The following is a 24,148-nucleotide window of genomic DNA, read 5'->3' as shown; positions in this document are numbered from 1 at the left end:
CTTAAAGTCAGCTTCCGTTGCCTCACGTGCGCCGTTGTCTCATTCCCCAGCCTTTATAGCGGCCCGTAAATAGCTACCAAGCTGCCTGCTACTGCTACGAGCTGAACGCCCGTACAGCTTCGACCACGCGCTGCTGCTGCTCCTGGTCCAGGCACGGGTGAATGGGCAACGAAAGCACCGTGCGGCACAGCTGCTCGGCCACCGGAAACTGCCCGGCGCGGTACCCCAGGTATTGATAGGCCGGCTGCAAGTGGGTAGGCACCGGGTAATACACCACACTGGGCACACCCTGCTCCCGCAGATACGCCTGCAGCGCGTCGCGCCGGTCGGGCGCCACAGTGATGGTATACTGGTGAAATACGTGGGTGCTGCGCGGGTCCCGGACCGGGATGCGCAGGCCGGGCAGCTCAGTCAGAGCAGCATCATAATAAGCGGCTACCTGCTGCCGGGCCGCCGTCCAGGCGGGCAGGTGGCGCAGCTTCACCCGCAGCACGGCGGCCTGCAGCGTGTCGAGGCGGGAGTTCAGGCCGATGTGCTCGTGGTAGTACTTGCGCGTCTGCCCGTGGTTGGCCAGCTGCCGCAGGTACGTGGCGCGGGCCGGGTCGCGGGTAAACAGCGCCCCACCGTCGCCGAGGGCCCCAAGGTTCTTCGACGGAAAGAAGGACGTGGTGCCCACTTCCCCTACCGTGCCCGCTACTGCAGGCGGACCGTCGGCCAGTTGGTAGGTGGCCCCAATGGCCTGGGCATTATCCTCAATAAGGGCCACCTGATGCTGGCGGGCCAGGCGCGTGAGAGCCCCCAGGTCGGCGCACTGACCAAACAGGTGCACGGCAATAATGGCGCCGGTGCGGGGCGTAATGGCCGCCGCTACGGCCGCCGGGTCGAGGCCAAAGGTGCCGGGCAGCACGTCGGCGCATACCGGCCGCAGCCCCAGAATAGCCACGGCTTCCATCGTGGCCACATAGGTGAAGGCTGGCACGATGACCTCGGCGCCGGCGGGCAGCCGCAGGCTCATCAGGGCCAGCTGCAGGGCGTCGGTGCCATTGCCGCAGGGAATTACTTCGGCCTCTCCCAGATACTGGCTTAGCTCCTGGGCAAACTGGCCCACCGCCGGCCCCTGAATGAAGGCTGCCGCGCGTAGCACCCCCTGCAGGGCCGCCTCCATTTCCGCCTGAATGGGAGCATGTTGGGCCGCTAAGTCGAGCAGCTGAACGGGGATGACGGGCGCAGGTAGGGTTGGCAAGGCAGACAGGCAAATCGGGGTGAACCCCAAAGATAGAAGGCCCCGGCAAACCGGCCCGGAATAGCAGCTGGCGCAACCTGAACCGAAAGGCTTGCGTTAAGCGGGCCAAACGCCTGTATTAAAAGCGGGCTATATTCTTCTCCCACCAACCGTCCACACCATGTTTAAAAAGCACCTCTCCATACATGCCCTGGCAGCTATTATGCTGCTGGGTGGCGCCACGTTCACGCAAACCAGCTGCTCGCAGGCCGATAAGCAGGAAGTGTCGCAGGAAAGCGACCAGGCGTACGAAGACTTCAAAACCTTCGTGAATACGGCTGAAACCCAAGCCGACAACGTTGGCGACAAGGCTGAAGCTGACTTCGAGCGGGAAACCACGGAGATGCGGAGCGAATTCGACGCCAAAGTAGCGGCCGTGGATAAATATGCCGACCAGTACGACGACACGCGCCGCCAGGAAATCGAGCAGCTGCGCACCCGCTACACCACGGCCTTCGACAAGCGCGACATGGCCTGGAAAAACCGGCCCGGCAGCGTTGCCGGCACCAGCACCACGGGCGGCACCACCACGCGCCTGTATGAGTCGGCGGCCGGTAAGTACGGCGGGCTGACGGCGGCTAACATCCGCGGCACCTACGAAGCCTTCACGGCTCAGATCAAGCAGAACGAGAACCGCTACGGCATCGAAGACTGGCGCGCCGTGAATGCCGACTGGAAAGCCCTGGACGACCGTTACGACCAGATCAAGAACGAAGTAAGCACGGCCGACCGGGCTGAAATTGCCAAGGAAAAGCTGAAGTACGCCGCCTTTAAGTCGTACGACAAAACCGAGGCCCGCGTAGCGCAGGGTGCTGATGCTGTGCAGGGCGGCGCCCAGAACGCCGAAGCCGAAACCCGCGACGAGCGGCAGGCTGTTGGCACCGCCGCCTCCAACACGGCAGCTGACGTGAAAAACGCCGGCAAGTCAGTAGGCCAGAAAATTGGCAACGCCGCCCAGAAAGTCGGTGAAAAAACCAAGGAAGGCTACAAAGAAGTGAAGTCGGAAGTAAAGAACACCGACAACGACTAGCCTGCTGAATCTAACGTAAAAAAGCCCGCTGAAGCAGTTCAGCGGGCTTTTTTACGTTCGGCCGACTGGCTCAGCTCCTGCAGCAGCCAGTAGAGCTTCAGCAGATCCAGCTTCCGCAGGTTGGGCGCGGACGAAAGCAGGTTGCGCCGCAGCGCGGGCTGCACCAGCCGCACGGTAGCCTGCAGAAACCTGCACAGCCTGGTTTGGCGCACCTTCAGGGCCAGGCGCATCAGGCGAGTGTCGCCGCCCAGCTTTTCGCGCTGGTAGAGCAGGGCCAGGTTGCGGACGGCCTCGTGGGTTTTTGCCAGAAATACGTCGGCCGGCTCCAGGCCGTCGTGCAGTACCGGGTTGTCGATATGGCGCACGGCTACCTGGGCCTCGCGCAGCAGCCAGCCAAACTTGGTATCCTCGTGGCCGTAGCGCGTCAGGTTCTCATCAAGGCCAAACTGCCGGAATACGTCGGCCCGGATGAGCATGTTATTGAGTGTCAGCTGGGCGTGGGGCTCGCGCTGCCGCTCTTTGGCCCGGCGGGCCTCCCGCTGCCGGCCGTAGTGCCAGCGCAGGCGCAGCTCGGGCTCGGGCGGCGGGGCCGGGTCGTAGGTAGTGCCCCCGATGAGCACCGGCGCCAGCGTGCGGGCCTGGGCGTAGCGGGCCACAAACTGGTCGTCGGGCAGCAGACTGTCGTTGTCGAGCAGCAGCAGCCAGGAGTGCGTGGCCCGGGCCGCCAGCTGGTTGCGAATTGCCGACCGGCCCACGTTGCGGGGCAGCTCGCAGTAGCGCACGGCGGGCCACACGCACAGCAGGCGGTTCAGCTCCTGAAAGTCGGGGGTGGAGGCATCGTCCAGGCACACGATTTCGGCCGGGCCGCCCCAGTCCGGCAGCTGTTCCAGCAGGGTGCTCACCAGCGGCGTTACGTCGCGGTTGTACACCGGAATCAGGACCGAAAGGCCGGGCGCGGGCATAGAGTCAGAGTTACTCGGGCAAAGCCACGGCTACCCGGGCTGAGTCGAGCAGTTGGCCGTTTTCGCACTTGAGAATCCGCTTGGGGTACTGGCGGATAATCTGGTAGTTGTGCGTGGCCATGAGCACGGCCGTACCCGCGTTGTTGATTTCCACGAACAGGCGCATGATGCTGTCGGCCACATCGGGGTCGAGGTTACCGGTAGGCTCGTCGGCCAGCAGCAGCACGGGCTCATTGAGCAGGGCACGGGCAATAACGACGCGCTGCTGCTCGCCGCCGGAAAGCTGGTGAGGCATTTTGCTGGCCGAGCCGGCCAGGCCCACGCGCATCAGCACTTCGGAAATGCGCTGCTGAATCTTGGCCTTGCCGCTCCAGCCGGTAGCCTTCAGCACAAACAGCAGGTTTTCGGCCACGGTGCGGTCAAACAGCAGCTGGAAGTCTTGGAAGATGATGCCCAGCTTGCGGCGCAGGTAGGGCACTTTGTCGGTGTCCAGCTTCAGCAGGCCGTAGCCGGCCACGGTGCCCACGCCCCCGCCCATGGGCAGGTCGGCATACAGGGTTTTCAGCAGGGAGCTTTTGCCCGAGCCGGTGCGCCCCACCAGGTACGCAAACTCGCCTTTCTCAAGCGTGAAAGAGACTTTCTGCAGAATGGTATTAACATCCTGCATCACGTAAACATCGTGCAGCTCGATTACCGGCGCGGAAGAAGTGGGCATGCTGTGAAGAAAACCTTAGAGAATACAGCTCCAGGCTTGAACCAGGAACGGGAAAAGCCAGCGGCTGGCCGGCAGGCCGAAGGTTAAGCCAGCTCCAGCTTCTGCAATTTACCAAACAAAAGGCCCTCAATGACGGCCGCCAGCTCGGTTTCCTTGCCTTCCAGGCCGTAGCGGTGCAGGTCTTTCAGCGGCCGGTCGGCCCGGAAATAGGCAATGAGCACGAAATTCTCGTCCCGCAGCTGAATGTAGTCCGGAATCTTGGCCTTGCCTTTTACCTTGATGATGTACATGAGACTAATCTGGCAAATGTGAAAAATGTGGCTGAATGTGGGAAATGTAAAAATGGTGCTTGGAAAGCATTTGCCACATTTCCCACATTCAACCACATTCGCACATTAAGAGTTAACCTTCTTGTGGTCGGCCAGGAACGTAGCCAGGCCGTTGTCGGTCAGCGGGTGCTTGAGCAGGCCGGTGATGACGTTCAGGGGGCAGGTAACCACGTCAGCCCCGATTTCGGCGCACTGAATCAGGTGGGGTACGTGGCGCACGGAGGCGGCCAGCACCTGGGTAGGGTAGCCGTAGTTGCTGAAAATATCCACGATCTGCTGCACCAGCACCAGGCCGTCGTGCCCAATGTCGTCGAGGCGGCCCACGAAGGGCGACACGTAGGTAGCACCGGCTTTGGCGGCCAGCAGGGCCTGCCCGGCCGAGAAAATCAGCGTGCAGTTGGTTTTAATGCCTTTTTCGGAGAAGTACTTAATAGCCTTTACCCCGTCGCGCGTCATGGGCACCTTCACCACGATGTTCGGGTGCAGATCGGCCAGCATCTCCCCTTCCCGCACCATTTCCGCGAAATCGACGGCAATAACTTCGGCCGATACGTCGCCGTCCACGATTTCGCAGATCTGCTTGTAGTGGGCCATTACGTTGTCAACGCCCTTGATGCCTTCCTTGGCCATCAGCGAGGGGTTGGTCGTCACGCCGTCCAGTACGCCTAAGTCAACGGCTTCCTGAATATCCTTGAGATTGGCAGTGTCAATGAAGAATTTCATGCGGGATTGGGTTAAAAAAAGAATCCCCAAAGCTAACCGATTGCCGGCAAAAGCGGCGCGGGGAAGCGTTGGGGACAGGACAAAAAAATAGCGAGCCAAAATCGCACCGCTCAACCACCTACCCTTGCTACCTTCCGGTCCTGGGGGAGTTCAGCAGGAGCTGGTCGTTCTGACTCGCCGCTGCAAATATACACGGCTTATTCGGCAGAAAGCTAAAATGGCGTCAAGATTTTTGTCTTAACGCCATTTAGATGCAGAGTATCAGCTGTTTTATTTTTCCAAAGCCGGCTTTTGGCGGGCTTCTACCGGTTGCTTAGTGCTTCCAGGCCTTGGTAGCGGCCTTGCTTTGCTTCTTTAGCTGCCGCTCGTAGTTTTCGATGGGGTCCAGGCGAAAAGTAGTTGGCTGCAGCGAGTTGATGGGCAGCTGCAGCTCCTGGTAGCCGGCATAGCTGGCCCGCAGCACGGGCGTAGCCGCCGTCGACTGAATCATGAACTGGCCGTCGGCATTGGTGGTAATTACCTCCCCTTTCTCCGACATGATGGTGGCCCCGGCCAGGGGCTCGCCCGCCTCGTTGAGCACGTAGCCCGTCAGCACTTTGGTGGCGTTTTTCACAACCGGGGCCTTTTTCACGACCTCCGCCGGAGCCGCTTTGGCTGCCGGATCGAGCACGGCTACCGCTTCGGCACCTACTTTTTGCCGGGGTGCACCCGACTTGGGGGCCGTTTGGGCCGCTCCTAGCAACGGAAACAAAACGCAGGCTAAGCTGCAAACAGAACGAGTCAAGTGCTTCATCCAGAGATGGGTAAAGTGAATAACAGGTTACCTCCCGGGCTTTCCTTCGGGTAAGTGCCAGGGGTATACGCAAGAGTCCGGCTGATGGCTTAGCCGCCTACTGCCGGCCCCTTTCACCGCTGACAGTACGGCCCTTAACGCAAAAAAGCCCCTGGCTGATACAGCCAGAGGCAACAGGATTTTGGCCAAAACGCTTCCTCTGCAAAGGAAAGCCTGGCGTCGGGCCCGCTATTGCCGGCCGCTGCGGGCCAGCTTCTTCTTGTTGGGGGCGGGCACCATGCGCACGGCCGTGGGCAGAAAGTTGCTGGCTTTCAACTGCTGGTCCTCGTAGCCGGCGTAGCTGAAGGTGAGCGTGTTTACGCCCGAAGGCACGAGCAGACTGTACTCGCCGTCGGCGTTGGTGCTGGCAATGGCGGCCACATCCTTGGCAAACACCACCACGCCAGCCAGGGGCTTGTTCAGCTCATCCAGCACCCGGCCTTTCACCGTCACCAGCTCGGCCGACGCGGCAGTGGCTGGGGCAGTTTCGGCCGCCGTTGTGACGAGCGAATCAGGGCGGCCGGCCGGGCCGGCGGCCGGCGGCGGGGTGGCTTGCTTTTCTACCTGGGCCGCAATCAGCGAAGGGTTGGCGGCAGTCTGGGCCTGGGCGGTGCCCACGGAAGCCAGCAGGCAGAAAAGGCCATATACTCGTAGAAGGTGGGACATGGAAGCAGAAGTTAAACCGATTTTTTTTCCAAATATGCCCCCGATATGCTGGCAGGAAAAGGCTAAAAGGCTCTTAACTGTGAAGTTAACAATACCGCTATTACATAGCAAAAAACCTATTTAACCGGGTGTGGTCCGGCTTTTATATAACTCAATCCTCTGATTTACCTACCATTTGTGACAAGTCTTTAGCTAGCCTAGCTACTTCGGCCTTGGGCAAATGATAATGCAAAACCGTTTGGCGCGCGTGGCGGCGGTTGCTACCTTTGCCCATGCCTCAACAGATTTTAATTCTCGATTTCGGCTCCCAGTACACGCAGCTCATTGCCCGACGCATTCGGGAATTGAACGTTTACTGCGAGATTCACCCGTTTACGCACGCCCCGGACCTCACTGAGGATATCCGGGGCGTTGTGCTTTCAGGCTCGCCCTGCTCGGTACGCGACCCGGAAGCGCCTAACCCCGATCTGAGCCGCTACCTGGGCAAAGTGCCGGTGCTGGGCGTGTGCTACGGCGCCCAGCTGCTGGCCCAGCAGCACGGCGGCGAAGTGCTGCCCGCCACCATCCGGGAGTACGGCCGGGCCCGCCTCAGTCACCTCGACGAGAGCAACCCGCTGACCCGGGAGCTGACCAGCGGTTCGCAGGTGTGGATGTCGCACGGCGACACGATTAAGACCCTGCCCGCGGGCTTCGAAATTATTGCCAGCACCCCGGAAGTGGACGTGGCCGCCTACCACGTGCGGGGCCAGCAAACCTACGGCATTCAGTTTCACCCCGAGGTGACGCACTCCACCGAGGGCAAACTGCTGATGCGCAACTTCGTGGTGGATATCTGCGGCTGCGACCAAAGCTGGACGCCCGAGCACTTCGTGGACAGCATGGTGCTGGCCCTGCAAAACACCATCGGGCCCGACGACAAGGTAATTCTGGGCCTTTCGGGCGGTGTCGATTCGTCGGTGGCAGCCCTGCTGCTGCACCGGGCCATCGGGCCACGTTTGCACGGTATTTTCGTGAACAACGGGTTGCTGCGCAAAGACGAGTTCGAGAGCGTGCTGCACTCCTATAAGGACCTGGGCCTGAACGTGCGCGGCGTGGATGCTTCCCAGGAGTTCTACGCGGCCCTGGCCGGCATTTCCGATCCGGAGGGCAAGCGCAAGGCCATTGGCCGCACTTTCATTGAGATTTTTGACCAGGAAGCCCAGAAGGTGGAAGGCGCCCGGTGGCTGGCCCAGGGCACGATTTATCCGGACGTTATTGAGTCGGTGTCGGTGAAAGGGCCGGCCGTGACCATCAAGAGTCACCACAACGTGGGCGGTTTGCCGGAGAAGATGAACCTGAAAATCGTAGAGCCGCTACGGGCCTTGTTCAAGGACGAGGTGCGGCAGGTAGGCGACGCGCTGGAACTGCCCCACAACATTCTGCACCGCCACCCCTTCCCCGGCCCCGGCCTGGGCATCCGGATTCTGGGCGACGTGACCCCGCACAAAGTGGATTTGCTGCAGCGCGCCGACGCTATTTTCATCGACGGCCTGCGTGAATTTGGCCTGTATGAGCACGTATGGCAGGCTGGCGTGATGCTGCTCCCGATTCAGAGCGTGGGCGTAATGGGCGATGAGCGGACCTACGAGCAGGTAGTGGCCCTGCGCGCCGTGACCAGCGTGGACGGCATGACGGCTGACTGGGCCCATCTCCCCTACGACTTCCTGGCCCACGTGTCCAACAAAATTATCAACCAGGTGCGTGGCATCAACCGCGTGGTCTACGACATCAGCTCCAAGCCCCCGGCAACCATCGAGTGGGAGTAATCCAGCCCCCGGATTCGGCGGATTATTTGAGTTGGTCGGATTTCGTAACTGATTACAGTTCCTAAAAAAGCTGCTCCGGAGATTCTGGAGCAGCTTTTTTGTTCCCGGCTTTAATCGTTGCGGAGCCGCAGGAGTTTCTACTTTTGCCTGAATTACAAATTGGAACGTGTATGGTGGCTGCCGCTTTAGTTGTTGCTTTTATTAGCCTGTGGATGGCCTGGCCGGGGTTGCAGCGCACAGCTGGCACTACGCCCCTGAGCTACTCGCTGCGGTGGGTGCTGTTTGGGCTGCTGGTGGGTAGCACCGTGTTTCTGCTGTATCTGTTCTACGGCATCAAGACGGGCGCCCCAACTCCTTAAGCCCCTGAAAGGCCGGCATGGGCAGTACCCCCTCCCCTGTTTTCTTACGGCCGCCTATTGACGCACTTCCAGGAGCGCCTCCCCTTGGATGTCATAGGAAACCGTATCGTGCCGCACCCGCCGCAGGATAGTTCGCAGAAACAACGTTAGCGCCACCTTCGGGGAAGCGGCGTGCAGCGTCAGGCTGGCGTTGGGCACTTCCACGGCCTCCTGCGGGTCGGAGCCGTGCTGGCGGGCCAGCGAGTCGCCGACGGCGCTGATGGGCAGGCTGAGCTGCCGCGCCCATTTGCCGGTAGAAGTCAGCTGGTCCAGATGTAAGACGTTACCCCGATTTTCAGTCCGCAGCCGGAAAGTACCTTCCTGGGCCTTTATTTCCAGCCGCATTGGCTCGTCGGAGAGATATGAGTTCACCGAGCTTACCCAGTAGCGTCCTTGGCCCAGGGCCTGAAAGTCGGGCCGCTCGGTGCGGAAATGCGCCAGCTGCTGGTCGTCGCCCTCGTGGTACCTGTCAGTGGTTTTAATGCCGCTTAGCTGCTGCAGATGGCTGGAAACCCAGCTTTCCTGCTCCCAGCGCTCCTTGCTGCGCATCGAATCGGGTAGCGCCAGGCTGGCCGTGAAATACGGCTGGAGTTGGTCCAGCGCATTCCGGTCGTGGAAATACTCAAAAATCGAGGCCAGGCGTTTTCTGACGGGCCGGGCCAGATTCGGGACGCGCTGCGTGATGTTATCGAGCTTGCCGTTACGCAGCAGCTGGTATTGCCCGACCAGCTCCCGCAGCTGCCCCAGCTGGCTGCGCTCGGCCACGGCAAAGGCGCCCCAGGGCCCGCCGGCCGCCACTAGGGCCACCACTGCCAGCGAGGCCGGAATCCAGATAATGCCCTGCCCCCGGCGCCGCAGAAAATACGTGGCCATCAGTGCCAGCCACCCCGCCAGCAGCAGCACGAAGTAGCGTTCCTCGGTGATGCCGTAGGCGCGGATGCGCGTGCCGATGGCCACGGCCAGCAGGCCCAGGAGCGGAAACAGGGCCCGGTAAAACCAGCGCGCGAAGGTGCGGATCCAGGTGTTTTCGGCCGCGTGGCGCACCGGGTGAATCAGGAGCAGGGCGAAGATGCCGGCCACCGACAGCGCCAGTATCAGCACCGACACCCAGCCCTTGGGCAGCTCCCACTGCAGCACAATGCGCCCCATGTAGGCGTACAGAATGCCCAGGTACAGCACCACCAGCGGCAGCAACACAAACTGCGTGAACAGCTTGAGGCCCTTGGGATAGGGCGCGTGCTGTTCCAGCGCCGCGAAGTCGTGGGGCACGCCAGCCAGGAAAAACCAGGTATTGAAGACCGTGGCCAGCACCGTGAATAGGTGCTGGTAGAGGTAGCGGTCCAGCTTGACGTCGAACAGGTTTTCGACTGCAACCAGGGCCAGCGCGCAGCCCGCAAAAAGCACCCCGGAATAGAGCCCCGCAATGAGAATGCGCAGAAACAGTGTTTCGTTGTAGCGCCAAAAACCCGGCGTATCGGCCTGGCGGCGCAACTCGGGCAGATACGGCACCACGGCCACCAGCAGGTGCTGGGCCACCAGCAACAGCAGCAGGCGCAACTCCCAGACCGTATCCGAAGCGGCCGGGCAGAGGGCGTACCAGAGGCCGAGCAAGGCCAGGGCGCCGGCATTGGCTGCCAGCTTCCGTCCCGCCGACCAGCGGTAGCGCTCAGCTGCCAGGGCCACGGCCAGCGTCAGGGTAAGGCCCAGCGCGGCGGTAGAGAGGGTGGGAAAGAGCCACTCCCGTTGGTTTTCCTCCTCGGAATTAAGCCGCTGGGCATAGATACCAACGCCGCATAACACAAGGCTGCACAGCAAAGTCAGGGAGAAGCGGCGTGCCACGCGGGCGGCCTCCGCCGTAACACGACGCAGGGAAGGAAGCTGCATGAAGGAAGATGAGGGGACGAATAACTTCGTCAAGAAACAGCTTTCTGTCGAGTTTCGATGAGCCGTCGGCGCCGCATGTCACCGCGTGACTTGTGCGCTGCGCGTGGGCCAACCACAGCCTCCGACGCCCCTCTTCGGTGGTAGCGTGGCGCATTGGCACGCCTGTGGCTGGCGCTTGCTAGCCCTAGGAAGGAACCGCACTCAGGCGCCCCATAAGGCGCACGGTGCTGTAGCCCAGCAGCAGAAACACGCCAAACAGCAGCGTGACGCCCCAGGTGCCGGGGTGCTGCACCGGATGCAGTACGCGCGTCAGAATGTCGTAGAACAGGTTCAGCGGGTTGGTAATGATGTCCCAGCTGTTGAAGCGCAGATAGCGGCCCAGATAGATACCGAAGCTGCTGAGCAGCAGGGCCACGACCACAAACGCCCAGCTAGCGGCTTGGCCCAGCCGCCGCCGCACCAGATTCTGCATGTCCAGCAAGGAGGCGTAGGCCAGCATCAGCCCGTTCCAGGCGCAGCTCAGAATCAGGGCCAGGTCGTACCAGTAAGGCACGCCGTTGCGGGGCTCCAGGTGGAATAAGTCGGTGAGGATGTAGGGCGCGTTGGGAAAAAACAGCAGCCACACGGCACCCACCGGCAGCAGCACCCGGGCCCTTACCGGGCCGGCGGCCAGCCCCAGCATGGTGCTCAGGCCAAACGGAATCAAGGCCAGAAACAGGTTCCAGAGTAGAAAAACGAAGTATATCTGCTGGGTCAGAAACACCCGGAAGGCTACCAGCGCCACGCTCAGCGCCAGCGAGGCGCCCAGCACCAGCAGCAGATTGAAGCGTTGGCGCAACTCGGGCTGGGAAAAAGCAGCTGGGGACGTTGACATAGGCACTACCGAAACTATAGATCTAAGGGCGCAGACAAGTACGCCATTCCAGACGAAACGAACCGACGCGGGCCGTATTGTAGCGGCGGCCGACAAGTTGCCCTTACGCTACGGCCCCGCCCCTATTGTGCCCCGGTGCGGCAGCAGGCCGCACGGCGCGGCCTGCTGCCGCACCTTATTGCGCGGCTTGGGCGCCGCCGGCAGCCCAGCGCAGGGTGGCCTGGGTTTGGGCATATTTGGCCTGCAGCTCCGCCAGCTTCACCCGGGCACTCACGAGGGAGGCTTCCCGGGTGTTGAGCAAAAACACCGAGCTTTCCCCGTTCTCAAACCGGATTTGCTCCCCGCGCCGCATCCGCTCGGCGTTCTGCACAATCTGTTCCTGCAGGCTCAGCTGCTCGCGCAGGGCTTCCCAGTCGTTGGCCACGGTGCGCACTGTAGTTTCCACCGTGCGGGTGTCCTGCTGCAGGCTCAACTCGGTTTCCTGCAGCTTGAAGCGGTTGAGCTGCAGCTTGCTGCGCTCCTGGCGCAGCAGCAGCGGATAGGCAAAGCTGACGCCCAGCTTGTAGTTGTTTTGCAGGTAGCTGCCGTTCAGGCTGGCGGGTTTCTCGGCGCTGAACGGCTGCCCGGCCTGCAGCAGGTTGTAGTCGAGTGAGAGTTTGGGCAGCAGCTTGTTGGACAGCAGCCGCCGCTCGATGCTGAGCTGGCTGAGCTTAGCCCGGCTTTTCTGCAGGTCGGGGTGAATCTGGCGGGCCAGCTCACTCAGGGCCGCTACCGAATCGGGGGGCAGCGTGGGCCAGGTGGCGGGCAAGGGCTGGGGCCGCACGGCGGCGGGCAGCTCCACGGGCTGGTTTTGCTCGTTCCAGAGGTAGTTGCTCAGCAGCAGCGTGGCATTGCGCCACTGCACCCGGGCCTGGGCCAGCGTGGCCTGCCGGTTTTGCAGCTCGGTCAGGGCTTCCACCGAGTCGATGGCGGCCAGGTCGCCCTGCCGCACCCGCTCGCGCACGGCCCGAAACCGCACCTGGGCCAGGTCGACGTTGGTGCGCAGCAATTCCAGGCGCTGGTAGTTCAGGCTCCAGTCCCAGTAGTCTTTGGCGGCCTGCAGCACCAGCTTGTTCAGGGCGCCGCGCCGCTCGGCTTCGGCCAGCCCGCGCAGGGCCTGGGCCTGCCGCACGGAGGCCCGCCGCTCATCTATCAACAGGCCCTGGGCCAGGGGCACCGACACGCCCAAATAGCTCAGGCCGGCCGGGGCCGTGTAGTTTTCGGGGTTGACGTAGGTGCCCGTACCCCGCTCAAAGCCGGCTTTCACGTCGGCCCCAAACCAGAGCGGCACCCGCAGCTGGGTGTCCCAGTCGTGGAAATACTCCTTGCCGCCGAGGGTTTTACCGTAGTACTTGCTCGTGGCATTGGGGTCGAACAGGCCGCGGGCGTAGCGCACCTCCTGCTGGGCGCGCTCGGGCAGCAGGGCCGCCTGCCGCGCCACCGGGTGGCGCAGCGTCACGAAGGTCAGCAGGTCAGCCAGGGCAAAAACCGGCGCGGCCGAATCGGGTGGCGCGGCGGCCGTGGGGGCGGGCCGAACCGGGGGCTGGGCGGCAGCCGGACTTATCAGCAAGCCGCCCAGCAGCAGCATTATGAGCGTCCTCATTTGGCTTCCTCCTCCTCACTGCCACCCGCTTTTGCGGTTTTGTCGGCTTTCTTTTCCTGACCGGACTTCCCATCCTTGGCGGGGCTGCCCACGAAGTTCGGCGGGAAGCCGTTGAGCTGCCGCCACAGCTCGTACCAGATAGGCACGTCGTCGAGCAGGGCCCAGCCGTACACGCCCGAGCCCACGCGCAGGGGCCGGGGCCAGGCCTCCAGCGCCGGGTCGGGAGTTACCAGAATGCGGTACTGTCCCTGGGAGTCGATGTTGTCGATAACCGATACTACCCCGCCGAACGTGCCGAAGCTGGTGCCGGGCCAGCCGCTGAACACCAGGGCCGGCCAGCCGTCGAACTGCAGGCGCACCTTGCGGCCCACGCTCAGCAACGGAATGTCCATGGGCTTCACGTACAGCTCGGCGGCCAGGGCCGGGGCGTTGGGCATCACCGTCACCACCGGCTCGCCTTCCTTCACAATTTCGCCCAGGCCTTCCTTCAGGGCGCGCACCACGTAGCCATCCTGCGGGGCCGTGATATGGTAGTAGCCGGCCCGGATGCTGAGGTTAGCCAGCTCGTTGCGCATCTTGGCAATCTGGCCTTCCGTGTCGAACTGGTAGCCTGTAGTCGAGCGGCGGTCCGACTCCGACTTGGCCAGCTTGTCCTGGTACTCGGCCTGCAACGACGACAGCTCCAGCTGGGCATTGATAAGCTCCTGGCGGCTGGCGGCCAGCTTGTTTTCCACGGCCTGGCGCTTGGCCGTGCTTTCCTGGAACTTGAGGCGGCGCTGCTCCAGCTCGGTCAGCGACTTGAGGCCCTGCTGGTAAAGGTTTTCCTGGCGGGCCAGTTGCTGGCGGGCAATGTCGAAGTCGTTGGCAGCGGCCCGCAGCTCGGCTTCCTCCGAATTTACCTTCAGGCGCGTCTGGCTGACTTTGTTGCGGGCCTTTTCCAGGCTCACCTGCAAGCCGCTGCGCAAGGCCACCTGCTGGGATTCGAGAGCGGCACCCTTTGCCCGGTTTTCGCGCAGAGAGGCCATTTTGGCTTCCAGCTGCTCCTGGGTGCGCTGCAGCAGCTCGGGGTCGAAGTACTTCTCCTTGATTTCGGCAATGGCCACCAGCGTGTCGCCCTTCTTCACCGACTGGCCTTCCTGCACCAGCCACCGCTCGATGCGGCCCCCGATGGTGCTGGGCACAGTCTGGGGCCGGTCCTGGGGCCGGAGCGTGGTAAGCGTGCCGGCCGAGCGGATGTTCTGGGTCCAGGGCAGGAAGCCGGCCAGCAGCACCAGCACCCCCAGCCCGGCTGCCCAGCGCGCCAGCGTGCGGCCCGCCTCCGGCGTCTGCACCCGCTGATACGAGCGGAAGCGGCTCGTAAAGGGGCTGGTTTCGTCAAGAGGTTTCTCTGCAAAAGGCATGGAATACGGCGTGTTTGTGTTCGTAATCAGCAAGGGATGATAAACCGGGAGAAGCGGTGGCTTAGGCCAGCAGCTCCTGAAACTCGGCTTGTTGCACGATGTCGGCGTAGGCGCCGTCGGCTACCAGCTCGCCTTCGCGCAGCAGCGCCAAGCGTGGGCAGTAGGCCAGCAAGCGCAGGTCGTTGGAGGCCAGCACCACCGTCCAGGCCTGGGCGGGCTCCAGCAGGCGCTGCAAGATCCGGCGAGCCTCGGCCGGCTCCACGCCCGGCAGGAAATGGTCGAGCAGCAGCAGGCGAGGGCGGCGCACCAGGGCCCGGGCCAGCAGCAGCTTCTGGCGCAGGCTGTCGGCCAGGGGCGTGCCGATGCCCAGCGGGGTATTCAGGCCCAGGGGGCGGGCGTAGATGTCGTCGCGCAGGCCCACCAGCTCCAGGGCCCAGGCTACGTCGCCAGCGCTGATGTTGGGCTGCTTTAGGGTCAGGTTTTCCAGCAGGGTGCCTTCAAACAAGTTCTGGTGCGAGATATTGTCGCCCACCACGCGGCCCAGGGTTTCGGCCTGAATGTCCTGGAGCGCCAGTCCGTCGTATGCCACCACGCCGGTGTAGCCCTGCAGCAGCCCGGCCATGACGCGCAGCAGCGTGGTTTTGCCCGAGCCGTCGAAGCCGGCCAGGCCCAGGTGCTCACCCGGCGCCAGCACCAATGACAGACCCTGCACGGGCTTTTTCTGGCCGCCCGGATATTCGTAGGCCAGCTGGCGCAGCTCCACGCTCAGGCCCGCCGATGACTCAGGCAGCGTCAGGCCCGCGCCGGGAGTAGGCGTCACTACCGGCAAGTCCAGCACGTGACCGATTTTGTCGATGGAGGTCAGCGCGTCGTAGACCACGTCCAGCTTGAGCAACACTTTTTCGATGGCCGAAATCGTCATGATGATGATGATTTCGGCGGCAACGAACTGGCCGATGTTGATTTGCTTGTTAATCAGCAGCCAGCAGCCCAGAATAAGCAGAGCTGCGGTGATGAGCGTTTTGAAGGCCACGAAGCCCATATACTGCGTGAGCAGCACCCGAAAGTGGCTTTGGCGGGCCGTGATGTAGCCTTCCACCAGCTCGTCGGTGCGGCTATGGGCCAGCTCCTGCCGCGGGGAGTGCCGGAAGGTGTAAACCGTGCGGGCCACGTCTTCGAGCCAGGCCACCACCTTGTACTTGTATTTCGACTCGGCCAGGCTGGTACTGAGCCCTTTGGGGCCGCTGAGGCGTAGCAGCAAGGCCAGCAGAGCCACCAGCAGGGCCCCAAAGGCAATAAAGATGGGATGGTAGAACGAGAGCAGCAGCAGGCCGAAGAGAATCTGCAGGGCCGCCGCCGAAAACTCGACCAGCAGCGTAGCCATGCCCTTCTGCAGGGTGGGCACGTCGAGCAGGCGGTTCATCAGCTCCGGCAGGTACTGCCCGTTCAGGGACTCGGTCCGGACCCGGGGCAGGCGCACAGCAAAATCCAGGGCCATGCGGGCAAACAGGCGCTGCTGCATAAACTCGACCAAGTAAATCTGCATCACCTGCAAGGCCCCGACCAGCAGCGTGCCGAGCACGATAAAGCCGATGAGCACAATCAGCGAGGTGCTGACGGCCCCGCTGCTCACGAAGCCAATGACCGACTGCACCCCCAACGGGAGGGTCAGGCTGATGAGGCCGGCCAGGGCCGCGTATACATAGAGGTAGGTGATGTCGCGGCGCTCGAAGGACAGCAGCCGAAACAGGCGCTGGCCGGGGGTAAGCGAAGACGAATTCTCAGCCATGCTTGCTGGTACTTAATTAGTTGAGTAAAAAAACCGGGAGACAGCCGCACCCATCGGGTGCGCAGCCGTTACGCCGAAACGGGCTCGGCTTACGCCAGCACGCCGAAAGCCAGGCCCTCGAGAAAGGCCAGAATATCGGCTTCCACGTCCTGGCGGGTCTTAGTATCGGTGAGTGAGGGCAGGTGCTGGGCGTAGAAGAGCTGCTTGCGCGCCGCCTCCAACACGGTGCTTACCAAGGCGTGGGGGAACGGGTAGTCGGGCTTGATGGCACTGACAATAGCCGCGACATCGGCTACCAGGCTCTTGTGCTCCCGAAACAGGCCGGCCCGGTTGTCCTCGTCCACGTCCCGGGTCAGGTACGACTTGGATGCTTCGTTCACCACCACCCGGTACAGGGCCGCCTCGTCGAGCGGAGTGGTGGTGGGGTCGTCGTGGTGGGCCCGGGTGAGGATTTCCAGCACCAGGCGCAGGCGCTGGCGGGGTTCGGCCACATTGTGAGTATGAAAACGAATCTGGAACCGCAGCGAGGCCCAGTACCACGACACGAGGTAAACCAGCAGGCGGTGCTTGTTTTCGAAGTAGCGGTAGAGCGAGGCCTCGGTGGAATCGATGCGCTGGGCCAGCTTCTTAAAGGTGAACTGCTCGAACCCGATTTCGTCGATCAGCTTCACGCTTTCCGCCACCAGCCGGCGGCCCAGGTCCGTGTCCTGAGGGTTGCGCAGGTAGAGCTTGGCGTTGAGGTCGAGGCGCAGGGAAGTAGTCATGGAAAACAGGAAAAAAAGTACGGCTCAACGGCAGTCAATCAGGGCTGGCAGCAGGAGGAAATGCACCGGCCAGCGGCCAGCTTATTTTCCTCCAGCGGCACAAATATACGGGGCCGCGTTCATTCTGATAGCAATACTATCACATTAAATAGTTTTAATATCACATTAAATAGCTTTAATATCCAACTTCCTTCTCCCAATCTTCCTTGCGGTTCCTGCGTACCTTTGTCCGGCGAAGCCAGCTGTCTCCCTGGGGCAGTTTGGCCGCTTTTACATCATTCTACCTCTTGGTTCCGCTGGTATGAGGCATTTTTGCGCCCCGCGACTATTTGCGTTATGTTCTCTTCTGGCCGTGAGCTGCGTTTCCTGGGCCCAACAGCCTGCTACGCGGCCGGCCACTGCCACACCAGCACCGCCCAAGAAAGCCCCCGTTACCCCCGCAGTCAGCAAGCCCGGCACCGTGGCCGCGCCTACCCGCAGCACGACGCCCGCCAAAACGGCCGCGCCCACCACTGCTCCCAAGCCCGGCGCTACGACCACCAAACCCAGCCCGACCGGCAAAACCCCGGCTACATCGGCCAAGCCCAGCCCGACCAGCACCGCGCCCGCCAAGCCCGCCACGTCGGCAGCCACAGCGGCTCCGAAGCCGGTGGTTACGGCCCCGGCCAAGCCCGCCGGTCCGCCCCTGCCCACCAACCTGGGCTCCTCGGACCCAACCGTGCGCTACCAGAACGGCAAGACTTTGATTACCCAAACCCGCTACGACCTGGCCATGCAGGAACTGGAGCCGCTTACGCCGCCCGCCGCCCGGTTTGAGCGCGCGCCCGAAGCTGCGTATCTGTATGCCGTAGCCGCCACGCGCGCCAAGAAGTGGGCCGAGGCCGAGCAGATGCTCAATTTGCTGCGTACCGAGTATTCTGCCTGGCCGAACATGGCCGAGGCCTTTTTCCTGCAGGCCCAGGTTTCCTTCGAGCTGGGCGAGGCCGACAATGCCCTGAAAATGTTGACCCAGATACCGGCCGGCCGCCTCGAAACCGAGCGGGAAGCCATGAAAGCCGTGTATCTGCCCCGGGTGAAAGACAAGCTGCTCTACCAGACGCTGCTGCAGCACTACCCCCAGGACGCGGCCGTAGCCCGCGCCTACGCCGACAAGCTCGTGAACGGCGGCTGGTACACCGATGCCGACAAGCCCGTACTCGACCAGCTCGTCACCCAGTTCAGCCTCGACCGGACCCGCTACACGCCCCGCCCCCGGGCTCAGAAGAAAAGCAGCTACAACGTGGCCGTGCTGCTGCCCTTCGAGTTTGATGACCCCAGCTGGGAAAAGCAGCGCAAAAACCAGTTTGTGACGGACCTCTACGCCGGCATGCGCCTGGCCCAGGACTCTCTCCAGCGCGAAGGCCGCCCCATTCAGCTCTACTCCTACGATACCGGCGCCGACACGCTGCAGCTCAAGCAAGTATTGGCCCTGCCCGAGCTGGCCTCAATGGACATGATTATCGGGCCCGTCTACAAGTCGGGCAGCAAGATTCTGGCCCGCTACGCCCAGCAGCGGCAGATTATCTGCATCAATCCACTGTCGCAGGACGGCGACCTAGTGCTGGATAACGGCTGGCACTACCTGTTCGAGCCCAGCACTGTGACGCAGGCCAAGGCTGCCGCGCAGTTTGCCATTTCCCGCTTCACGAGCCGCACGGCGGTAGTCGTCTACGAAGATACCAAAGATGAAGCCGCCTTCGGCCAAGCCTACAAAACGGCCTACGAAGCCCTGGGCGGCAAGGTCCTGCAGCTGCGCCGCGTCAACTCCGACGTGGAGGAATCCATTGGCGCCGGCTTCGCGGGCATCGACCTGAAAACCGTGGGCCACCTCGTCGTTGCCTCCGACCACCGCAAGGCCGGGCCCTATACCCTGGGCGTGTTGCAGGCTCAGGGCGCCCGGCTCCCGCTGCTCACCTACGCATCGTGGCTGGAAAATTCCCGGGTGAGCCTGGGCCAGCTCGACGCGCGCGACGTGTTTTTCATTCATCCCAAGTTCCTCGATAAGACGGCCTACGGGGTGCGGCGCTTCCGCCAGCTTTACATTCAGCGCCAGAACCTGCCGCCCTCCGTGTTTGCCTTCACCGGCTTCGAGCTGCTGTATTACTTTGCTTCCCAGCTGCACCTGCACGGCCCCGGCTTCCAGCAGAACCTGGCTGCCTCGGGCCCGGTTTCCGGCTCCATCTTTCAGGGCATCGGCTACCCGGCCGGCGCCCACGACAACCAGTACGTGCCTTTCACCAAGCTCGAACGTCTGGAAGTGGAAGTACAGAACCCCGTGGGCATCCGCTAGGTTATAGCTACGCCCCGGCCCTTGAGCACTGTCTGTTCCTGGCCGCTGGTTACTCCCAACGCTTTCATTTCCGACCCGATTTCTCTTCTATGAACTCCTCCCCGACTGCCGCTACGCTCAACCTGTCTACTTCCGACGCGCTATTTACCCGCGCCAAAGACCATATTCCCGGCGGCGTCAACTCGCCGGTGCGCGCCTTCCGCGCCGTGGGCGGCCACCCCGTGTTCATGCAGTCGGCCAAAGGCGCCTGGCTGACCGACGTGGACGGCAACCGCTACCTGGACTTCATCAACTCCTGGGGCCCGATGATTCTGGGCCACGCGCCAGACGTGGTGCTGGAAGCCGTGCAGCAGGCCATTCCAGCTTCTCTCTCGTTTGGGGCGCCCACCCGCCGCGAGGTGGAAATGGCCGAGCTGATCAAGCAGATGGTGCCTAGCATCGAGAAGGTGCGGCTGGTAAACTCGGGCACCGAAGCCACTATGTCGGCTATCCGGGTGGCCCGCGGCTACACCGGCCGCAACAAAATCATCAAGTTTGAGGGCTGCTACCACGGCCACGGCGACTCCTTCCTGATTGCGGCCGGCAGCGGCGCCCTGACCCTGGGCACCCCCGACTCGCCCGGCGTAACTGCCGGCGTAGCCCAGGACACCATCACCGTTGCCTACAACGATTTGGAAGCCACCCGCCAGGCCATCGAAGCCAATAAAGACCAGGTGGCCGCCCTGATTCTGGAGCCCGTGGTGGGCAATATGGGCCTCGTGGCGCCGGCCGAAGGCTACTTGCAGGGCCTGCGCGACTTGTGCACCGAGCACGGCATCGTCCTGATTTTCGACGAGGTAATGACCGGTTTCCGCCTGGCCCGCGGCGGCGCCCAGGAGCGGTTCGGCATCACGCCTGACATGACCACATTGGGTAAAATCATTGGCGGCGGCATGCCCGTGGGGGCTTACGGCGGCCGCCGGGATATTATGGACTGCGTGGCCCCGGCCGGCAAGGTGTATCAGGCCGGCACGCTCTCGGGCAACCCCATTGCCACCGCCGCCGGCATTGCCCAGCTCACCTACCTGCAGCAGCACCCCGAGCTCTACACCGAGCTGGAGCGCATCACCACCCGCATTGCCGACGGCACCCGGCAGATTGCCGCCGAGCTGGGCCTGAACTACACCGTGAACCAAGTGGGCTCAATGTTCAGCGTATTCTTTACCTCGGTGCCCGTCAATAACTTGGAGGACGCCAAAACCTCCGACACCGAAGCCTTCGGCCGCTACTTCCGCGCCATGCTGCACCGCGGTATCTACCTGGCCCCGGCCCAGTACGAGGCCCTGTTTATCTCCACGGCCATTACCGACGAGCTGGTCGACACCTACCTGACTGCCTGCCGCGAGTCGATGATTGAGGCCCACGGCTTGTAAGCCTGCACCTGTCCTTGCCAGGACGCAGGACGAAGCACCCGAAGGACAGCGCAGCTAATCCGTCCGCTGATAGTGACAGACGCTCTTTTAACAGAAAGCCCTTTATCGTTAGTTCGATAAAGGTCTTTTCAGTTTAGAAGGCTCCGCCCATTTCAGCGGACGGATTAGCTGCGCTGACCTTCGGGTGCTTCGGCTAGCGCCCCGCAAGGACATGCTTTCCCCGCCTCACCCACAGTTTTTCCGCTCCTTTTCCCAACCACGACGGCAACTGGTTACCTTTGCGGCCAATCTGCTTTGCTGCCATGCGCCAATTTCGCCTTCTGTTCTCCCTCGTTTTCCTGCTTGTCGCCTCGCTGGGCCCCTTGCATGCCCAGGTAGAAGCGCCGGCCGCCGCCAACAAGCGCCTGTTCGACCGCACCGTGGACGAGCTGAATTTCCGCACCATGGAAACGGTCTACGACAAGTCGTTTACCCGCAACAAGTTTCCCGTGACGCTGCGCAGCCACAAGGCCCGCAAGGAATTCGACGGCTTTGGTGGCAATGCCAACCTGAAAAAGCTGTTTCTGAATTACAACGACGTGTCGGAGCGCTTCAAAAGCCGCTTCGGCAGGGGCCGCACCGACCTGGCCGAGTTCGAGAAGCAGCTCAACGCCCTGCTGATTGACAAGAACTTCGAGTTCTTCATCCGCGTGCTGCCCCGCGACGAGCGGGTGGCCCTGATTCGCTCCCTGCAGCGGGCCATCAAGCAGGCCTCGGCTCAGTTCAACGCCTCCGAAGACCCCAACCCCGAGGACGTGGCCGTGGATGAAGCCGCCGTGCCCCCGGCCGACATCGACGCGGTGCCCACGACTACCGACCCGGTGGAAGACCCTGCGCCCCAGCCCGATGCGGCGGTCGGCTCCTCGCTTAGCTCCCCGTCGGCCTTGGCCCGGCCCCTGGATATTTCCGTGCGCCACGACTGGGTTGATTATCTGGCCCTGCTCCTGTCGGCCACGTCCACGCTGCTGCTGGTCTATATCATCACCACCGTGCTGCCCGACCTGCGGGCCCGGCTCGATGGCCTGGCCGAGGAGCTGGAAGAGCGTCAGCCTGCCGATGCCATGCGGCCTCGCAAGCGCCCGGCCGGCTCTCTGCCCCAGGACCGCTACGGCGACGAGGACGACCCGGAATAAGGCTTGTTGTTGAGTGTTGGTTGCTACTTGCTGCTTGCGTGAAGTGCTTCGGCAGGCAGCAACCTCGAACATTCAACAACCACCCAATAGCAAGTAACAACCAGCAATCAACAACACCCTTTTCATGATTCTTACCGATCAGCAGATCCTGGCCGAAATTGAGCGCGGCAATATCGTCATCGAGCCCTACGACCCGAGCTGCCTGGGCACCAACTCCTACGATGTGCACCTGGGCCGCTACCTGGCTACCTACCGCGACAAAGTGCTGGATGCGCGCAAGCACAACGAAATCGACGTGTTTGAAATATCGGCCGAGGAAGGCTTTGTGCTGGAACCCGGCGTGCTGTACCTGGGCGTTACGGAGGAATATACCGAAAGCCACGCCCAGGTTCCTTTCCTGGAAGGCAAGTCGAGCGTGGGCCGGCTAGGCATCGATATCCACGCCACGGCTGGCAAAGGCGACGTCGGCTTCTGCAACACCTGGACCCTGGAAATCTCGGTAACCCAGCAGGTGCGCGTGTACCCGGGCATGCCCATCGGTCAGCTTATCTACTTCGCTGTGCAGGGCGACGTGCAGACCTTCTACAACCGCAAAGCCAACGCCAAGTACAACGACCGCACGGACAAGCCCGTGGAGTCGATGATGTGGAAAAACACCTGGTAGAGTTTCTCTACCGCCCTGACGTTCTCCGCACCTGTCCTTGCAAGTGAAGCGCAGCCATCCGGCCGCTGCGCAGTCACAACTGCTCCTTCAGTGAAAAGCCCTTTATTCCAGCTGGAGTAAAGGGCTTTTCACTGAAGGAAGCTCAGCACATTTCAGCGGACGGATGACCGCGCTTCGCTCGCAAGGACAAGACGAGCAGTAGCACCTGAACCCTGGTTCCTGCTAGCTTCCCCTAAAACTTATACGAACTCCCTGGCACAGTTTTTCGTTAGGGAATGACATCTGCCGGGCGCTGAGGCTTTTATTTCAGCCGGTGGCAGCCTTCCATCTATACATCAAACGCTTCTACATCATGAGAAATCAACTTGCCACCGCCGCGCTGATTCTGGCTGCAACGCTGGGCGCGCAGGCTCAGCAGAAGCCCGCCATAGTTCAGCCCCAGGATAAAACCCGCCCAACGGCCCGCCTGAATCCGGTGCAGGAGCGCGCCAAACGCCTCTCCGACCAGATGGCCCGCGACCTTCGCCTCAATGGCTACCAGTCTTCCCGCCTTCGGGCCATCAACGAGGATAAAGTTGCTAAAATGGCCGCCATTGAGCAGCGCAACGCCGGCAACACCCGCCTGATTGATGAGCAGTGCGGGGCCGTGTGCCGCGAGCGGGACCAGGAACTGCGCGGTGTACTGAGCAACTCCCAGTATAGCGCCTACTACGACTCGCGCGAAGATTTCTACAAGTACGACAAGGACTACGCCAAGCAGACCAATGCCGTATTCGTAAAATCGGTGCAGAACCCGCTGCCCGCCAGCAGCCGAGGTGCTACCATCGGGCCAGCCCGTACTTCCACTACCGAAACCACCCGCTAGAACACGTAGCGTACCAGCATAGAAAAGCCCCGCCGGATTCGTCCGGCGGGGCTTTTCTATTTACTTACCTAAACGAGGTAGCGGCGCATACTTGCGTCGCTACGCGCGCCGACTAGCGCTGCTCGGCTTCCTGCTTGTTCAGGTAGTCGGTCAGCTCGCGGCAAAGGTTGCGCATTTTGGTGGCCATTTCCGTGTCATTGGTGGCCGTTACCAGGCTTTCGGCCATAGCCCCCATCGTGTCCACGCAGAAGCGCTTCATTTCATCAACGGGCATTTCCTTGGTCCACAAATCGATTTTCATCGTGCCCCGCTCGTCCCGGTCCCAGAGGGCAATGTTGATGGCCTTGGCAAAGTGAATATCAGGACCCGCGTCGGTGGCCGTCCAGCTGATGGCCTCGGGCACTTTCTTATCGTCGAGGGCAATGCTGAAGCGGATTTCGGATTTTTTCATCGGTTGGGTGTTCTTGTAAAAAAGGTGTCATCCTGAGCCCAGCGAAGGACCTTATTGCAGTTGAACGATGGTCGTTGAAGCGACTCGTTCTGTCGTGATAAGGTCCTTCGCTGGGCTCAGGATGACAGATGATTTGAGTTGGCAAAGGGGCTACTGCGCT

22 protein-coding genes and 1 other RNA gene are annotated in these 24,148 nt (G+C 62.1%); 8 read left to right on the top strand and 15 right to left on the bottom strand.

Annotation, left to right across the window (positions count from 1 at the left end; all coding sequences use genetic code 11):
* Positions 1–94 precede the first annotated feature (94 nt).
* Positions 95–1,243, bottom strand: a complete 1,149-nt coding sequence (locus LGH70_RS16365; RefSeq protein WP_226187716.1) for a DegT/DnrJ/EryC1/StrS family aminotransferase — start codon at positions 1,241–1,243, stop codon at positions 95–97.
* A 160-nt stretch (positions 1,244–1,403) separates the two neighbouring features.
* Between LGH70_RS16365 and LGH70_RS16360 the strand changes: the two genes are divergently transcribed.
* Positions 1,404–2,312 (top strand): DUF6565 domain-containing protein, encoded by a 909-nt coding sequence (locus LGH70_RS16360; RefSeq protein ID WP_226187715.1) that lies wholly within the window; start codon positions 1,404–1,406, stop codon positions 2,310–2,312.
* Positions 2,313–2,350: 38 nt separating this feature from the next.
* On the opposite strand, the gene LGH70_RS16355 is transcribed toward LGH70_RS16360, so the two are convergent.
* From LGH70_RS16355 to LGH70_RS16325, 7 genes are all read right to left on the bottom strand, one after another.
* On the bottom strand, positions 2,351–3,274 hold the full coding sequence (locus LGH70_RS16355) for a glycosyltransferase (RefSeq protein WP_226187714.1): 924 nt from the start codon (positions 3,272–3,274) through the stop codon (positions 2,351–2,353).
* 10 nt (positions 3,275–3,284) lie between these two features.
* Positions 3,285–3,989 (bottom strand): cell division ATP-binding protein FtsE, encoded by a 705-nt coding sequence (locus LGH70_RS16350; protein WP_226187713.1) that lies wholly within the window; start codon positions 3,987–3,989, stop codon positions 3,285–3,287.
* A gap of 83 nt (positions 3,990–4,072) precedes the next feature.
* Positions 4,073–4,279, bottom strand: a complete 207-nt coding sequence (locus LGH70_RS16345) for a fructose-6-phosphate aldolase (protein ID WP_226187712.1) — start codon at positions 4,277–4,279, stop codon at positions 4,073–4,075.
* A 105-nt stretch (positions 4,280–4,384) separates the two neighbouring features.
* On the bottom strand, positions 4,385–5,041 hold the full coding sequence (gene fsa / locus LGH70_RS16340; RefSeq protein WP_226187711.1) for a fructose-6-phosphate aldolase: 657 nt from the start codon (positions 5,039–5,041) through the stop codon (positions 4,385–4,387).
* Positions 5,042–5,125: 84 nt separating this feature from the next.
* An RNA gene (ffs, locus tag LGH70_RS16335) (signal recognition particle sRNA small type) lies at positions 5,126–5,222 on the bottom strand.
* Between the two features lie 132 nt (positions 5,223–5,354).
* The gene (locus tag LGH70_RS16330) at positions 5,355–5,792 is read right to left on the bottom strand and encodes a carboxypeptidase-like regulatory domain-containing protein (RefSeq protein ID WP_226187709.1); all 438 of its coding nucleotides are present in this window, start codon (positions 5,790–5,792) and stop codon (positions 5,355–5,357) included.
* A gap of 270 nt (positions 5,793–6,062) precedes the next feature.
* Positions 6,063–6,539 (bottom strand): carboxypeptidase-like regulatory domain-containing protein, encoded by a 477-nt coding sequence (locus LGH70_RS16325; RefSeq protein WP_226187706.1) that lies wholly within the window; start codon positions 6,537–6,539, stop codon positions 6,063–6,065.
* Between the two features lie 272 nt (positions 6,540–6,811).
* Here LGH70_RS16325 and guaA point away from each other — a divergent pair, with 272 nt between their 5' ends.
* Both guaA and LGH70_RS16315 read left to right on the top strand, forming a co-directional pair.
* A complete protein-coding gene (gene guaA / locus LGH70_RS16320) occupies positions 6,812–8,344 on the top strand; it encodes a glutamine-hydrolyzing GMP synthase (protein WP_226187703.1) in 1,533 nt (510 codons plus the stop codon).
* 170 nt (positions 8,345–8,514) lie between these two features.
* Positions 8,515–8,703, top strand: coding sequence for a hypothetical protein (locus tag LGH70_RS16315; RefSeq protein ID WP_226187700.1), 189 nt, complete (start codon positions 8,515–8,517; stop codon positions 8,701–8,703).
* Positions 8,704–8,757: 54 nt separating this feature from the next.
* Here LGH70_RS16315 and LGH70_RS16310 read toward each other — a convergent pair whose 3' ends face one another.
* From LGH70_RS16310 to LGH70_RS16280, 6 genes are all read right to left on the bottom strand, one after another.
* On the bottom strand, positions 8,758–10,626 hold the full coding sequence (locus LGH70_RS16310) for a DUF4153 domain-containing protein (RefSeq protein ID WP_226187698.1): 1,869 nt from the start codon (positions 10,624–10,626) through the stop codon (positions 8,758–8,760).
* A gap of 184 nt (positions 10,627–10,810) precedes the next feature.
* A complete protein-coding gene (locus LGH70_RS16305; RefSeq protein ID WP_226187695.1) occupies positions 10,811–11,500 on the bottom strand; it encodes a DUF1361 domain-containing protein in 690 nt (229 codons plus the stop codon).
* Between the two features lie 175 nt (positions 11,501–11,675).
* A complete protein-coding gene (locus tag LGH70_RS16300) occupies positions 11,676–13,142 on the bottom strand; it encodes a TolC family protein (protein ID WP_226187693.1) in 1,467 nt (488 codons plus the stop codon).
* A complete protein-coding gene (locus LGH70_RS16295) occupies positions 13,139–14,542 on the bottom strand; it encodes an HlyD family secretion protein (protein WP_226187691.1) in 1,404 nt (467 codons plus the stop codon). The genes LGH70_RS16300 and LGH70_RS16295 overlap by 4 nt, the downstream gene beginning before the upstream one ends.
* Positions 14,543–14,603: 61 nt before the next feature.
* Complete coding sequence (locus tag LGH70_RS16285) at positions 14,604–16,331, bottom strand: ATP-binding cassette domain-containing protein (protein ID WP_262905380.1); 1,728 nt, start codon at positions 16,329–16,331, stop codon at positions 14,604–14,606.
* Positions 16,332–16,420: 89 nt separating this feature from the next.
* Positions 16,421–17,095: a TetR/AcrR family transcriptional regulator gene (locus tag LGH70_RS16280; RefSeq protein ID WP_226187688.1), complete on the bottom strand. Its 675-nt coding sequence runs from the start codon at positions 17,093–17,095 to the stop codon at positions 16,421–16,423.
* A 352-nt stretch (positions 17,096–17,447) separates the two neighbouring features.
* Here LGH70_RS16280 and LGH70_RS23870 point away from each other — a divergent pair, with 352 nt between their 5' ends.
* The 5 genes from LGH70_RS23870 (at position 17,448) to LGH70_RS16255 (ending at position 23,537) form a co-directional block, all read left to right on the top strand.
* Positions 17,448–19,424: an ABC transporter substrate-binding protein gene (locus tag LGH70_RS23870; protein ID WP_226187685.1), complete on the top strand. Its 1,977-nt coding sequence runs from the start codon at positions 17,448–17,450 to the stop codon at positions 19,422–19,424.
* 89 nt (positions 19,425–19,513) lie between these two features.
* Positions 19,514–20,836 carry a glutamate-1-semialdehyde 2,1-aminomutase gene (gene hemL / locus LGH70_RS16270; RefSeq protein WP_226187682.1) on the top strand — a complete coding sequence of 441 codons (1,323 nt, stop codon included), beginning with the start codon at positions 19,514–19,516 and terminating at the stop codon, positions 20,834–20,836.
* A gap of 302 nt (positions 20,837–21,138) precedes the next feature.
* The gene (locus LGH70_RS16265; protein ID WP_226187679.1) at positions 21,139–22,008 is read left to right on the top strand and encodes a hypothetical protein; all 870 of its coding nucleotides are present in this window, start codon (positions 21,139–21,141) and stop codon (positions 22,006–22,008) included.
* 124 nt (positions 22,009–22,132) lie between these two features.
* Positions 22,133–22,672: a dCTP deaminase gene (gene dcd / locus LGH70_RS16260; RefSeq protein WP_226187676.1), complete on the top strand. Its 540-nt coding sequence runs from the start codon at positions 22,133–22,135 to the stop codon at positions 22,670–22,672.
* 352 nt (positions 22,673–23,024) lie between these two features.
* Entirely contained in the window at positions 23,025–23,537 is a 513-nt protein-coding gene (locus LGH70_RS16255; protein WP_226187673.1) for a DUF4890 domain-containing protein, read from the top strand.
* A 112-nt stretch (positions 23,538–23,649) separates the two neighbouring features.
* Here the strand turns inward: LGH70_RS16255 and gldC are convergent, their stop codons facing one another.
* A complete protein-coding gene (gene gldC, locus LGH70_RS16250; RefSeq protein WP_226187670.1) occupies positions 23,650–23,988 on the bottom strand; it encodes a gliding motility protein GldC in 339 nt (112 codons plus the stop codon).
* Positions 23,989–24,148 lie beyond the last annotated feature (160 nt).

The organism is Hymenobacter nitidus (genome assembly GCF_020447315.1).
Taxonomy (GTDB): Bacteria; Bacteroidota; Bacteroidia; order Cytophagales; family Hymenobacteraceae; genus Hymenobacter; species Hymenobacter nitidus.
The sequence above is the reverse complement of the archived record's forward strand: the minus strand, read 5'-3'. Positions and strand labels throughout refer to the sequence as shown.

Coding starts and splice junctions, on each gene's coding strand:
- LGH70_RS16360 (WP_226187715.1), top strand. CDS start 1,404: ATGTTTAAAAAGCACCTCTCCATACATGCCCTGGCAGCTATTATGCTG.
- LGH70_RS16355 (WP_226187714.1), bottom strand. CDS start 3,274: ATGCCCGCGCCCGGCCTTTCGGTCCTGATTCCGGTGTACAACCGCGAC.
- LGH70_RS16350 (WP_226187713.1), bottom strand. CDS start 3,989: ATGCCCACTTCTTCCGCGCCGGTAATCGAGCTGCACGATGTTTACGTG.
- LGH70_RS16345 (WP_226187712.1), bottom strand. CDS start 4,279: ATGTACATCATCAAGGTAAAAGGCAAGGCCAAGATTCCGGACTACATT.
- fsa (WP_226187711.1), bottom strand. CDS start 5,041: ATGAAATTCTTCATTGACACTGCCAATCTCAAGGATATTCAGGAAGCC.
- LGH70_RS16325 (WP_226187706.1), bottom strand. CDS start 6,539: ATGTCCCACCTTCTACGAGTATATGGCCTTTTCTGCCTGCTGGCTTCC.
- guaA (WP_226187703.1), top strand. CDS start 6,812: ATGCCTCAACAGATTTTAATTCTCGATTTCGGCTCCCAGTACACGCAG.
- LGH70_RS16315 (WP_226187700.1), top strand. CDS start 8,515: ATGGTGGCTGCCGCTTTAGTTGTTGCTTTTATTAGCCTGTGGATGGCC.
- LGH70_RS16310 (WP_226187698.1), bottom strand. CDS start 10,626: ATGCAGCTTCCTTCCCTGCGTCGTGTTACGGCGGAGGCCGCCCGCGTG.
- LGH70_RS16305 (WP_226187695.1), bottom strand. CDS start 11,500: ATGTCAACGTCCCCAGCTGCTTTTTCCCAGCCCGAGTTGCGCCAACGC.
- LGH70_RS16300 (WP_226187693.1), bottom strand. CDS start 13,142: ATGAGGACGCTCATAATGCTGCTGCTGGGCGGCTTGCTGATAAGTCCG.
- LGH70_RS16295 (WP_226187691.1), bottom strand. CDS start 14,542: ATGCCTTTTGCAGAGAAACCTCTTGACGAAACCAGCCCCTTTACGAGC.
- LGH70_RS16285 (WP_262905380.1), bottom strand. CDS start 16,331: ATGGCTGAGAATTCGTCTTCGCTTACCCCCGGCCAGCGCCTGTTTCGG.
- LGH70_RS16280 (WP_226187688.1), bottom strand. CDS start 17,095: ATGACTACTTCCCTGCGCCTCGACCTCAACGCCAAGCTCTACCTGCGC.
- hemL (WP_226187682.1), top strand. CDS start 19,514: ATGAACTCCTCCCCGACTGCCGCTACGCTCAACCTGTCTACTTCCGAC.
- LGH70_RS16265 (WP_226187679.1), top strand. CDS start 21,139: ATGCGCCAATTTCGCCTTCTGTTCTCCCTCGTTTTCCTGCTTGTCGCC.
- dcd (WP_226187676.1), top strand. CDS start 22,133: ATGATTCTTACCGATCAGCAGATCCTGGCCGAAATTGAGCGCGGCAAT.
- LGH70_RS16255 (WP_226187673.1), top strand. CDS start 23,025: ATGAGAAATCAACTTGCCACCGCCGCGCTGATTCTGGCTGCAACGCTG.
- gldC (WP_226187670.1), bottom strand. CDS start 23,988: ATGAAAAAATCCGAAATCCGCTTCAGCATTGCCCTCGACGATAAGAAA.